The organism is Domibacillus sp. F004 (assembly GCF_057814295.1).
Map to the genome: position 1 here is coordinate 137568 of NZ_JBVATB010000007.1, position 12464 is coordinate 150031.

Annotated in this window: 9 protein-coding genes; 4 read left to right on the plus strand and 5 right to left on the minus strand. The window is 42.8% G+C overall.

The window, feature by feature from the left end:
• The first annotated feature begins 71 nt into the window (after positions 1 to 71).
• Together dat and ACZYRN_RS16235 are read left to right on the plus strand one after the other, a co-directional pair.
• Positions 72 to 902: a D-amino-acid transaminase gene (gene dat / locus ACZYRN_RS16230; protein WP_488912671.1), complete on the plus strand. Its 831-nt coding sequence runs from the start codon at positions 72 to 74 to the stop codon at positions 900 to 902.
• Positions 903 to 981: 79 nt separating this feature from the next.
• Positions 982 to 1866: an SGNH/GDSL hydrolase family protein gene (locus ACZYRN_RS16235; RefSeq protein WP_488912672.1), complete on the plus strand. Its 885-nt coding sequence runs from the start codon at positions 982 to 984 to the stop codon at positions 1864 to 1866.
• 187 nt (positions 1867 to 2053) lie between these two features.
• On the opposite strand, the gene gdhA is transcribed toward ACZYRN_RS16235, so the two are convergent.
• Together gdhA and ACZYRN_RS16245 are read right to left on the minus strand one after the other, a co-directional pair.
• Entirely contained in the window at positions 2054 to 3439 is a 1386-nt protein-coding gene (gene gdhA, locus ACZYRN_RS16240; RefSeq protein ID WP_488912673.1) for an NADP-specific glutamate dehydrogenase, read from the minus strand.
• Positions 3440 to 3705: 266 nt separating this feature from the next.
• Positions 3706 to 5049, minus strand: a complete 1344-nt coding sequence (locus ACZYRN_RS16245; RefSeq protein WP_488912674.1) for a sodium-dependent transporter — start codon at positions 5047 to 5049, stop codon at positions 3706 to 3708.
• Between the two features lie 133 nt (positions 5050 to 5182).
• Between ACZYRN_RS16245 and purU the strand changes: the two genes are divergently transcribed.
• The gene (purU, locus tag ACZYRN_RS16250; RefSeq protein ID WP_488912675.1) at positions 5183 to 6091 is read left to right on the plus strand and encodes a formyltetrahydrofolate deformylase; all 909 of its coding nucleotides are present in this window, start codon (positions 5183 to 5185) and stop codon (positions 6089 to 6091) included.
• Positions 6092 to 6151: 60 nt separating this feature from the next.
• On the opposite strand, the gene ACZYRN_RS16255 is transcribed toward purU, so the two are convergent.
• From ACZYRN_RS16255 to ACZYRN_RS16265, 3 genes are all read right to left on the minus strand, one after another.
• Positions 6152 to 7705: a diguanylate cyclase domain-containing protein gene (locus ACZYRN_RS16255; protein WP_488912676.1), complete on the minus strand. Its 1554-nt coding sequence runs from the start codon at positions 7703 to 7705 to the stop codon at positions 6152 to 6154.
• Between the two features lie 98 nt (positions 7706 to 7803).
• Complete coding sequence (locus tag ACZYRN_RS16260; protein ID WP_488912677.1) at positions 7804 to 8697, minus strand: manganese catalase family protein; 894 nt, start codon at positions 8695 to 8697, stop codon at positions 7804 to 7806.
• 64 nt (positions 8698 to 8761) lie between these two features.
• Complete coding sequence (locus tag ACZYRN_RS16265) at positions 8762 to 10381, minus strand: ABC1 kinase family protein (RefSeq protein WP_488912678.1); 1620 nt, start codon at positions 10379 to 10381, stop codon at positions 8762 to 8764.
• A 201-nt stretch (positions 10382 to 10582) separates the two neighbouring features.
• Between ACZYRN_RS16265 and ACZYRN_RS16270 the strand changes: the two genes are divergently transcribed.
• The gene (locus ACZYRN_RS16270; RefSeq protein WP_488912679.1) at positions 10583 to 12424 is read left to right on the plus strand and encodes a cation:proton antiporter; all 1842 of its coding nucleotides are present in this window, start codon (positions 10583 to 10585) and stop codon (positions 12422 to 12424) included.
• Positions 12425 to 12464: the final 40 nt, after the last annotated feature.

Here is a 12464-nt window from a genome sequence, read left to right on the forward strand (position 1 = left end):
ATATGGTATTAATCTTTCAGAAAAGTAAGTATAATGAGGGAAGAAAAATATGTGAAAAGAGGCTTTTAAATATGGCGATTGGCTATTTGAACGGGAAATTCATTCATTCAAGCGATCCAGTTTTACCAATAGAGGAACGAGGTCATCAGTTTGGTGATGGTGTCTATGAATTCATACGAGTATATAATGGACGCCCGTTTATGATGAGTCAACATATGGATCGCTTTTTTAAAAGTGCAGGTGCTATTAGGCTGAACATTGGAAAAACAGCTGAAGACATTAGAGCGATTGTGGAGGATTTGATTGAGCGGAGCGGCCTGGAGAGCTGCGACGTGTATATGCAGGCAACGCGTGGTATTGCACCTCGCAATCACTTATTTCCAAATGTAGAAGCATCTATTTCGATGACTGTAAAGCCATTTAAGCTTATAACAGAGGACATTCGTGCAATCGGTGTGAAAGTAAAGCTGCTGCCTGATGAACGGTGGCAACATTGCTGGATTAAGTCATTGAACTTGCTTCCAAATATTTTGGCTAAGCAGGAAGCATTTGAAGCAGGCGCTCTTGAAGCGGTACTTATTCGCGACGGCTTTATTACGGAAGGATCGAGTTCGAACTTTTTTATTGTGAAAAACGGTGAAATTTTGACAGCGCCTGCAATGAATCATATTTTACATGGTATTACACGGATTGCCGTGAAAGAAATTGCAGTGGAGCTTGGCATTACACTGAAGGAGCAGTCATTTACACCGGACGAATTGCTGGATGCGGATGAAGCCTTTTTATCAAGCACAAGCTTAGAAATAGTGCCGGTAACGGAAGTGGACGGCCAGAAGATTGGCGATGGGCGTCCGGGAACGGTTACGGCGGCATTGTATGAGGAATTTTTGAAGAGAGTATAAAGAACTGTTCATTAGTTTTATGTGTAAAGTACCCTCCTTTTGGTAAAATAGAAAGAATACTATTAAGGAGTGGGGCGTTATGTTAAGGCGAAGCATCGCTGGTTGCTTGTTATGTTTAAGTTTCTTCGGTACACAGGTCGTGCATGCAGCCGGGCCGAACTATACGGCCATCGGTGATTCACTGGCTGCAGGACAGACACCAAACCGGGAAATCGGTGCAGGATATGCAGATATGATCGCAATGAGCATACAGCCAAAAATCTATTCGAAAGAGCTGGCTGTGCCGGGGTACACCGTCCGTCAGGTCATTAAGCAGGTAGAAAGTGCTGCTGGAAAGCGTTTGATCGAGCGAGCGGACCTCATTACAATCTCAGCAGGTGCAAACGATTTATTGCCGCTCATTCAACATGATCCTTCGCGTGGTACGCTGACGTTTAACGCCATTACTGCAGCCTTTGCCCTAAATAGGGTGCGTGAAGATTACGCAGTGCTGCTGCATAAAATTAAGGAATTAAATCCGGATGCCGATGTATATTCAATGGGGTATTACTTTCCATATCCACACGTTTTTGACCAGCATAAACCAGCTGTGGCGGAGCAGCTTAATACGTTAAACGACATTATTAAACAGGAAACAGAAAGGGCAGGCGCCACGTTTATACCGGTGGCTAACCGTTTCGGAACAAAGGCTGTCGATTATTTGTCAAATCCGGGTGACGTTCATCCGGGACCTGCAGGTTACTTAGAAATGGCGAATGCATTTTTGGCTGTTTATGCACCGGGGAGCCCGGAAATTCCAAAGTCGTTGCTTAATCAATTGCCGGAACCGGTGCCAATTGAGGAACTCAGAAAAATGGCAGAAGGAAAACAAGAAGTTGCGTCTGATCGGTCTGAAGAACAGGTTGCTGCGATAAAAGGATGTACAAAGGAAGAACTACAAAAAGAAGAGCGCCTTCAATTATAAGGCATTTTTAGTTAACAAAAGGCTATGTTAAACACGGTTGTTGATTAAATGACTTTTTGGCTCATTTTGTTCTGAGACTGTGGTTCGGGACATCTTTTGACCGAGCGGATAGTGAGTCCAACATCAACAACTTTTATAAAAGAGCTAACAAAAAAGCACCCCACATAAGTGGGGTGCTTTTTTGTTATTAAACGACACCTTGAGCAATCATTGCGTCCGCTACTTTAATGAAGCCGGCAATGTTGGCACCAACAACGAGGTTGCCTTCATGACCAAACTCAGCTGCAGCATGTTTGCTGTTTTTGAAGATATTTTTCATAATGTTGTGAAGTTTTTCATCTACTTCTTCAAATGTCCATGGCTGACGCGCACTGTTTTGTGCCATTTCAAGGGCAGAAACTGCTACACCGCCTGCATTTGCAGCTTTTGCAGGACCGAATAGAACGTCATTTTTCAAGAATACTTCGATGGCTTCAAGCGTTGAAGGCATGTTCGCTCCTTCACCAACCGCTTTTACGCCGTTATCAACAAGCACTTGTGCTGCTGCTGCATCGATTTCGTTTTGTGTTGCACATGGAAGCGCGATGTCACATGGAATGCTCCAGATACCTGAGCAGCCTTCTACATATTGTGCAGTTGGATGAATGTCCACATACTCACTGATACGTTTGCGCTCAACTTCTTTCAATTGCTTTACGGTCTCCAAATTAATACCGTTTTGGTCATAAATATAACCGTTTGAATCAGAACATGCAACGACTTTTGCACCAAGCTGTGTTGCTTTGTCAATTGCATAGATTGAAACGTTGCCGGAACCAGATACAACCACTGTCCGGCCATTAAATGTTTTGCCTTTATCTTGTAGCATTTCGTCTACAAAGTATACTGTTCCAAAACCAGTTGCTTCTGTACGCGCTAAGCTTCCGCCATACTGAAGACCTTTACCAGTTAAGACGCCCGCTTCGTAACCGCCGCGAAGACGTTTGTATTGTCCAAACATGTAGCCAATTTCGCGTGCACCAACACCGATATCACCAGCAGGCACGTCAATGTCTGGACCGATATGACGATATAACTCTGTCATAAAGCTTTGTGTAAAGCGCATTACTTCATTGTCTGACTTACCTTTCGGATCAAAATCAGAACCACCTTTACCACCGCCGATCGGTTGGCCTGTCAGTGAGTTTTTAAAAATTTGTTCGAAACCGAGGAACTTAATGATACTTGCGTTTACAGATGGATGAAAACGAAGACCGCCTTTGTATGGTCCGATTGCACTGCTGAATTGAACACGGAAACCGCGGTTAACTTGTACGTTGCCGTTATCATCAATCCAAGGTACACGGAAAGAAACAACGCGTTCCGGTTCTACCATACGCTCAAGAATATTGTGTTGAATATATTTAGGGTATTTTGCGAAAACCGGTGTCAATGATTCGAAAATCTCTTGTACAGCTTGGTGAAACTCGCTTTCTCCGGGATTGCGTTTTTGTACGATTTTATATACATCATCGACATATTTCTTTGCCGCTTGGAATTCACCTTGTGTTATTTCATTCGTGATGGTTGTCATGTAAAGCCCCACTTTCATAATTAATAATTTAAGTTAAGAACATCATATTCCGATTCATTCATCTCTTCAATGCTTTGTTGGGATGTAAACAATGACTATTTGATATGGATTAAAATGGATGGCGAAAAACAGGCATTATTTAAGTGAAAAAGGGCTTTTTATACTAAAATGAGATCGATTTTTTAAAAAAATGATAGTTTTCATCTCAAAAAAGAATGAATAAAAAAATCGTTTGCGAAATGTTCATCATTTCGCAAACGTTTTTCTTATTGCTTAAACTGGCTGATCGTGTAAATAAAGACAATGATAATGGTAATTGGAACCACCCACCTCATTAATGGAAGCCAGATTGAGTACGTACTGCCCATTTTGTTCGCGCTTAAATAGTATTGCTCTTTTACCAGTTGCTTATCCATACGCCATGCAATAAATAACGCAATGAGTAAGCTGCCAAGCGGCAGAAGAATATTACTGACGAGAAAGTCTGTCACATCAAAAACGGTTCGTTCAAATAAAAGAACATCCGATAATGTACTGAATGAAAGTGCTGCTGGAATGCCAGCAAGAAAAACAATTAGACCGGAAATCCATGAGATTTTTTTCCGCGAGGATTGTTCGCCTTTCGTGAACGCTGCTGTAATAATTTCCAGCAAACTGAACGATGATGTAAGTGTTGCGAATAAGAACAATAAAAGAAACATGAATAAAAATAGTTCACCAAATGGCAGTTGCGAAAAGACAGATGGCAGAACAACGAATAGCAGACCCGGTCCTTCCGCTGGCTCAAAACCGAAAGCAAAGACGACTGGGAAAATAGCCAAACCGGCAAGCACTGACACGAAAATGTTCATCAAGGCAACCGACCCTGCTGATGCCGGGATGCTGACGTCTTTATTTAAGTACGAGCTGTACGTCACCATGCATGAAAAGCCGACTGCTAGTGAAAAGAACGAATGGCCGAGTGCATACAACACCGCTTCGCCGGTAATTTCCGAGAAATCCGGCTGCATAAAAAAGCGCACGCCTTCCATTGCGCCGTCAAGTGTTAGCGACCTTACAACGAGAATGATGAAGAAAATAAATAATAGCGGCATCATGTATTTGCTGGACCGCTCGATGCCATTTTGCACACCGGCGGAGATGACAAAAATGTTTAAAAGCATAAATACCGCATGCCCACCGATTGTCATCCACGGATTCCCCGTCACAGCACCAAATAAGGCGCCAGCATCACCGCTGTCAATGACATTTCCAAAGAGAGCCATACCTGTATAAATGAGCACCCAGCCGCCGACAACGCTGTAAAATGATAAAAGCAGGAAGCAGCCCACAACACCAATTTTGCCGATTGCTGTCCAAAACGAGTCCGGTGCCAGTTTTTTGTAGGCACTGACCGCTTCACGGCCGGACCCGCGTCCAATAATGAATTCAGAAATGAGCATTGGCAAGCCAATTAAAAGTGTAAAAAGGATAAACAAAAGCAAAAACGCTCCACCGCCACTCTGCCCGGTCACATACGGAAATTTCCAGATTGCACCGAGACCGATCGCCGCTCCGGCCGATGATAAAATAAAGCCGATTTTCGACGACCATTGTTCCGTTTTTTCCATAATAATCGCCTCCATTTATGGGATTTTCATTATCCCACTATAGCATGAAAAAGCAGGACAGGCCGAATATATTTTCAATGCGTGTGAAATCGTCTATAATGAAGTAATTAATATGACAACTGGAGTGTACCCAATGACTGTAAATATAAATGGATCAGAAAAAAGAGATGAACATGGAAACCATCTGAAAAATCGTGGCCGATTGCTTGTGAAATGTCCAGATAGAGCAGGTATTGTAGCGGCACTGTCGAAGTTTTTGTTTGAACAGGAAGCCAATATTATTGAATCAAGCCAGTATACGAGTGATCCTGCAGGCGGAACGTTTTTTATCCGCATTGAGTTTGACTGCGAGTCGCTTGCTGACAAACGTCAAAAGATGGAGACAGACTTTGAAGCGCTTGCGGAACAGTTTAAGATGGATTATCGTTTTGCCTACGGTGGTGATCGGAAAAGAACCGCGATATTCGTTTCAAAAGAGCCTCATTGTCTTCTTGAGCTGCTGTGGGAGTGGCAGAGCGGTGACTTGCAGACGGATATTGCATTCGTCGCGGGAAATCATGAAGATGCGCGTGTAATGGTGGAGTCACTGGGTATTCCATTCCACTATATTCCGGCTAATAAAGACATTCGTAAGCAGGTGGAAGAGGAGCAGGCCCGGCTTGTGGAAGAGTATGATATTGATGTGATTGTGCTCGCTCGTTATATGCAAATTTTGACGCCGGAATTTGTTGAACGTTATCCAAACAAAATTATTAATATTCATCATTCATTTTTACCGGCCTTTATTGGTGCGCGTCCGTATGAGCGAGCTTATAACCGCGGTGTGAAACTGATCGGTGCAACATCGCATTACGTGACGAATGATCTGGATGAAGGCCCGATTATCGAGCAGGACATTGAGCGTGTGGATCACCGTGATCATGTAGCTGATTTAAAGAAAATTGGCCGTTCGATTGAACGTCGTGTGCTCGCTCGTGCAGTAAAATGGCATCTTGAAGACCGTGTGATTGTCCATGGCAATAAAACGATCGTTTTTCAATAAGCAAAAAAAGGCTGGAGACTTGTGTCCGGCCTTTTTTTATTTATTGAAAAAGCCTGTCGCTTATTCCATTACGGCAGGTTCTTTGTAAACAGAGTATTGATTTTTCCCAGCGTTTTTAGCAATAAACATTGCTTCGTCTGCATATGAAATGAGCGAGTTTAATTCGGTCCCATGATCCGGATAAAAGCTGATGCCGATGCTTGATGAAACGTAAGCAATCTGTCCATTCAGGTCGATCGGTGCACTGATCGATTCACGAACACGCTTGGCAACATGCGAAACATCTTCATAGTTGTGAACATTTGAAATGAATAAAATGAATTCATCACCACCAAGACGAGAGACAAGATCGGTGGTGCGCAACGTTTCGCGGAGCATGTTAGCGACGTGTTTCAAGAGATTGTCGCCTGCTTCATGGCCATACTGATCGTTTACCTGCTTAAATCCATCAAGATCCATAAACATAATAGCCGCACCGGCACCGATTGCTTTATGTGCTTTTAATTTGTTGTCTGCTTCTTTAAAGAAATAGGCTCGATTTGGCAGCCTTGTCAAGCTGTCTTCATACGCAAGTTTGACAATTTGCGAACGAGATTGTTCGACTGAGGACAGGAGCCGGTTAAATTCTCGTTCTAGTTTTGAAATTTCATCGTATCCCTTTACGGGAAGCCGTAAGGATAAATCATTTTTTGCTCGAATGTCTGCCACTGTTTTGACAAACAAGCTGAGTCGTTTGAAAATAAGCGTATTCAATAAGTATAGCCCGGTCATGGCTAAAACAGCTGTAATGGTAATTGTAAAAATGACCCAAAGAAACATTGTTTGCCGGCCTTGTAGGTAAATGTCGCGTGGTGCTTCAAAACCGACAATTACAGCCGGTTTTCTTTTATAGTCATAGAGGGGTGCATAGATCGTATGCGTTGATTCGCTATTGCGTTTAATCCAGGTGGACGCATTCATTATCAATCCACTTGGATCGGATATTTCTTTCGGGATTGCCATATCCATTGGACTTTCAAAAACAACAGGGAGCCGCGTATCGCTGCGCAAAGTCCGAATCGTAAGAGGATCAAAATAACGGCCAATCATCATTGTACCAATCAAGTCACCTTTATTCGACGTGATCGGTTTCAATGCGATGATCAATGCGTCATTATCGGCAACATAGATACCGGAAAAAGGACCGTCAGCAGTTAAGCCTGGTTCGGTTTGCAGGAACGATAGAAGGCCAGGTGCGTTCTTGTTGCTTACACCTGTTTGAGAATTCACTTTTTTCTGAAAAATAATGTCGCCATCTTTATTCATTAAAAGAACCGATGTGAATTGTTTAGCCAAAAAAGTATTGTCATCAAAAAAAGAGGATAAATCTGTATTCTTTTCGGTAATTGCATTTCTAATAACAGTTGAATCAGCGTAGTCATGGAGACGATTGACAAGCTGTGTTTCCATCTTGTCAACAGCTAACAAGACACGTTTCATCTCTTCGGAATCGCTCTTATTTTCAAGGGTTGTGAAGCTGTTCAAAATAAAAATATGCGATGCGACATATAAAGTAATCACAATAACTGCCGTGGCCAGTAAAAAAAAGACACTAATCTGTTTCCGAAGGCTCATTGCTTTTTCTCCATATTAGTAGTGTATACCTATTACTGTACATTGTTTGGAAAGCTTAGTAAACAAAAAAGAGTCTATAGTATGAGAATTATGAACCTTTATATATTGTCAAGCAGCTTCTTTGCTACATATTCATAATGATCTTGATTAATACCAGGAGCAAATTCTTCGGGCAGATCATCAAGATTGGGAATTTTAGCTCCTTTTGGGGTTCCTTCTATCACTTTTAACGTTTTATTATTTTCTGGATTTTTGCCCTTCCAAATTTGTCGAATGCCTTCATATTCACCAGCATCATTCCATGTATACAACACGTTATTTAAACCCTGTTCTTCAAATTTACGTGTCGTATCAAATTTTGAATTGGACAAATCAGGCACTGGAATCATTTTTGTTACATCGGCACCTGTAATCATTTCAATGGCTTTTGCATAGGCGAGAATATGCGTACCGCCGCGAACAAGTAAATAGCCAATCATTTCCCGGGCTGTTGGATGGTCGGTCATTTCATAGACGCGCATTTTATGGGTGCGCGCACCGGTTTCCAAGAAAAAGTTATGGAGAAGGTCCAGCGTAAGATTGCCGCTTGAAAATACATTGTTGCCAGTCCAAGGCTGTCCCATCGAGTCGAATGGAAGAGCAGTCTGCGCGCTAACAATAAAGTGGTGAGTATTCCGCTTGTTGAGGCCGTTTTGGAGAGGCGTGCAATCAGGATCGGCGTCAAATGTCGTTCCTTTTAATAATAAATTAATCGTGTTTGAGACAAGTTCAACATGACCGAATTCTTCTGCTGTAATACTAGCAACCAGGTCATAAAATGGCTTTAGTTTCTTTTTTTGGCGAAAGTTAAACGACTGAAACAGATAATTGTTCAACGTTGACATTTCCCCAAATTTGCCGCCGAGAAGTTCCTGAACGGCTGCTGCTGAGTTGGCGCATCCATATTCGGGTATAGGAAGTTCGATTACCATTTGATTCATTCGTTTAAACATGTACAGATACCCTCCTTTTTTATTCACGCTGTTACTGTATGCATGAAAAAAAGAAGGGTGAATGTCACGCTGTAAATTGTCTATGTGTACGGACTGCGCGAATGTAAAGAAAGACAGAGAGTGCAAATAGAGCGGGACCGCCATATATAACGAGTTCAGAATCAACAAATGGGGAAGCGGCGGCTCCGGGGAAAGTGATGGCGATAAAAAGGAGAGCATCACGCCGGCTATTTAACACATACCGCTCTGCCTCTTTTCGTTTTTGATGCGTGTCCTGCAGTTCGCGCTGCAGACGTGGTTCGTCGAGTACCGCTAATACTTTTTGGGGCAATGATAAGAGCGGGCGAAGAGACTGAACAAGAATTTGCTTTGGGCTCGTTTCGCCTGCATGTTTCCTGAGCCAGTCCATCACTGGCTTTCGACCGACTTCGATTAAATCGATATCGGGGTCCAGAATATGCAGCAGCCCGATAAAAGTCGAAACGGCTCGTCCTAAAAACGCAAATTCCGCCGGAAGCTGTACCGGTTCCTTTTTGACGATTTGCTGTACTTCCTCGAGCAGCTCAACAGCAAAGTCATCCATCTGTGTGAATGATTGCGACATATAGGCATTGACCATCGCGCGGATAACACGTTTCATCCGCTCTTTGTCCGCGTGAGCAAGTAAAAATCGCAGCCCCTCTAGTCCTTTTATAACCTGATCGTAATCTTCAATTAAAATACCTTCGATAAGTGTTCGAATATGGACGGCATCTTCATGAGGCACGTGACCTATCATGCCAAAATCAATGAGTACAATCGTTCCATCTGCTTTCACTAAAATGTTACCGGGGTGCGGATCAGCATGAAATTTGCCTTCTTGCAAAAGCTGCTCTAGAAATATATTTGTTAATCGGACAGCAAGATCTTGCCGATCGATGCCGTTTCGTTCCAAAAAGGAAAGGTCTGTAATACGGGCAGCTTCCATCCAGTCCATAACAAGCACTTTTTTTGTTGAATAATTCCTGTTATAGCTAGGAATATCCACGTCTGAAAACGATTCATAATGCTTTTTAAAATAGAGGCCATTTTCGAGCTCGCGACGAAAATTAAGTTCAGCTCCGATGACCGAAGTCATTTCTCGGTAAAGTGCGGGCAGATCCGTTTGCTTACCCAACCTAGTAAACCGTTTAGCAAGCTTCATCACCACGCGAACGGCTTTAAAATCGACAGCGATAATTCTATCAATGTCTGGGCGCTGCACTTTAACTGCGATGAGCTCGCCCGTATGCAAACGCGCTTTATACACTTGGCCAATGGAAGCGGACGCCACCGGTTGCTGGTCGATTTCTGCTGTTATGCTTTCAACAGGTGCATTCCATTCCTGTTCTAGGATCGCTTTTGCTTCTTCCCATGGAACGGCCGGTACACGGTCGATTAAGTCTTCAAGCTCATCAAGGAACGCTTTTGGCATGACATCTGCTCTTGTACTTAAAAACTGTCCCATCTTAATTAATAAACCTTCAAGATGAAGAGCGGTCTGCCGATACTTAGCTGCCTGTTTTTTCATGAGTGATTCCCATTTTATATTTGTTTCATCTGTCCAATTGCCCCGGTGACGCCGTTCAAAAACGGTGATTTGCAAAAAGAAAACAACGGCCATTTTGACGATAATAAAAATACGGAAAAAAGCCAGTTTATTCAAAAAAATCCGTCCTTTCCGGATGAGCATTCATTGATTATTTTACAGGATGCATGGCACGACTGTACACTTTCGGGTTTCTGGTACCATTACAGAAAAAGGAAGAATGACTGGTTCTTATGATGCGAATGCGGTTTTTTTCGTGAAATTTAGAAACAAACGGGGTAGTATGTAGAAAGACTTACCAAAAGAGAGGATGATGTGATGTTTGATTCATTGTTATTTTATTTAATGATTATTCTCCTTATTGGGATTGCCTCCCAGTGGATAGCATGGCGATTCCGACTTCCGGCAATTGTGATTATGGCGGTGGCAGGGCTGCTTATTGGACCGCTCTTCGGATGGATCAGTCCGAAAGATGTGTTCGGTAACCTATTTCAGCCCATTATATCAGCTGCTGTCGCGATTATACTGTTTGAAGGAAGCTTAAATCTCGATTTTCGTGAAATCAAAACGGTTCGTCAGCCGATCCGGCGTATTGTGACGCTAGGTGCATTTATCGCCTGGATTTTCGGATCACTCGCCGCGCATTACATTGCAGGATTATCATTGACTGTTGCATTCGTCATTGGCGGTTTATTCATTGTTACAGGGCCAACGGTTATTTTGCCGCTGTTGCGTCATGCAAAATTAAAGCCGCGCACGGCAGCCATCTTGAAATGGGAAGGCATTGTGGTCGATCCATTTGGTGCCCTTCTTGCTCTATTCGCATTTGAATTTATTAAATTTTTAACAGGTACGGTGTCGGCTGCGACATTGCTCGTCTTTTTAGCTGCTTCTGTATTTGCTGTTATACTCGGGATAGTATTTGGTGTGGGGCTTGGCAAAGCACTTGAAAAAGGACATATTCCAGAGTATTTAAAATCACCGGCCGTGTTCGTAGCAGTGATTACGTGCTTTACAATTGCTGATGAAATGATGCATGAAACAGGGTTGCTTGCGGTCACAGCGATGGGGATTGTCATGGCGAATATGCATATTTCCTCTATAAAAGACATGCGTCATTTTAAAGAAAATATTTCAATTTTGCTTATTTCAACTATTTTTGTTATGTTAACGGCGTCATTGACAATGGACACTTTAAGAGAAATATTTAATATTCGCATTATTGCCTTTGTTATTTTGATGCTGTTTATTGTAAGACCGCTGTCGATATGGCTGTCAACAATCGGTACGGATATGACGAATCAAGAAAAAACGCTTGTCGGCTGGATTGCGCCACGGGGAATTGTGGCATTAACCGTATCGGGTTATTTTGCAGAATCGTTGCTTAAAGCAGGATACGAAGATGCTGCACTATTAACACCGCTCACGTTTGCACTTGTGTTTTCAACTGTTGTGGCGCATGGATTTTCGATTGGCTGGCTGGCGAAAAAGCTGGACTTATCATCAACAGATAAACCGGGTATACTGCTTATTGGCGGGAATGCATTCACCGCAAAGCTTGGTCAAGCGCTGAAGGAATTGAACATCCCAGTCCTCGTTGCAGATGAATCATGGCAGAGGCTGAATGCTGCTAGACAGGTGAATTTGCCGGTATACCATGGTGAAATCTTATCAGAAAGCACAGAATATCATCTCGAACTGACGCCCTATGAATACATGATTGCTGCAACGGATGATGAAGCGTATAATGCGCTCATCTGCTCAACATTTGTACCGGAAATAGGCCGTGTGAATTTGTTTCAAATTGCAGCAGGTCCGGAGCGTACGCAAACGACAAAAGAATTTAATAAAACGGTTGGCGGAAAAGTGTTGTTTGACAGTGAAGCTCATTTCGAAGCGTTAAACATGCGTGTTGCTGGCAATTATGTTATCCGGAAAACCGATTTGACTGAACAGTATGACTATGAACAATATTTGAGTGACCGTGACAAAGGCTCCTTGTTGTTGTTCATTGTGAAGTCATCCGGCAGACTGGAGTTTTATACACGCGACTACTCGCCAAAAGGGGAGGCAGGCGATAAAGTAATCAGCCTCGTACCGCCGGTGAAAGAATTAATGAAAATAAAGGAAAAGATCGCTGAAAAGCGACGAGATTCATAATGAAAAAGCAGTCCCTGACTAGGGACTGCTTTTTCTGACA

Coding starts and splice junctions, on each gene's coding strand:
- dat (WP_488912671.1), top strand. CDS start 72: ATGGCGATTGGCTATTTGAACGGGAAATTCATTCATTCAAGCGATCCA.
- ACZYRN_RS16235 (WP_488912672.1), top strand. CDS start 982: ATGTTAAGGCGAAGCATCGCTGGTTGCTTGTTATGTTTAAGTTTCTTC.
- gdhA (WP_488912673.1), bottom strand. CDS start 3,439: ATGACAACCATCACGAATGAAATAACACAAGGTGAATTCCAAGCGGCA.
- ACZYRN_RS16245 (WP_488912674.1), bottom strand. CDS start 5,049: ATGGAAAAAACGGAACAATGGTCGTCGAAAATCGGCTTTATTTTATCA.
- purU (WP_488912675.1), top strand. CDS start 5,183: ATGACTGTAAATATAAATGGATCAGAAAAAAGAGATGAACATGGAAAC.
- ACZYRN_RS16255 (WP_488912676.1), bottom strand. CDS start 7,705: ATGAGCCTTCGGAAACAGATTAGTGTCTTTTTTTTACTGGCCACGGCA.
- ACZYRN_RS16260 (WP_488912677.1), bottom strand. CDS start 8,697: ATGTTTAAACGAATGAATCAAATGGTAATCGAACTTCCTATACCCGAA.
- ACZYRN_RS16270 (WP_488912679.1), top strand. CDS start 10,583: ATGTTTGATTCATTGTTATTTTATTTAATGATTATTCTCCTTATTGGG.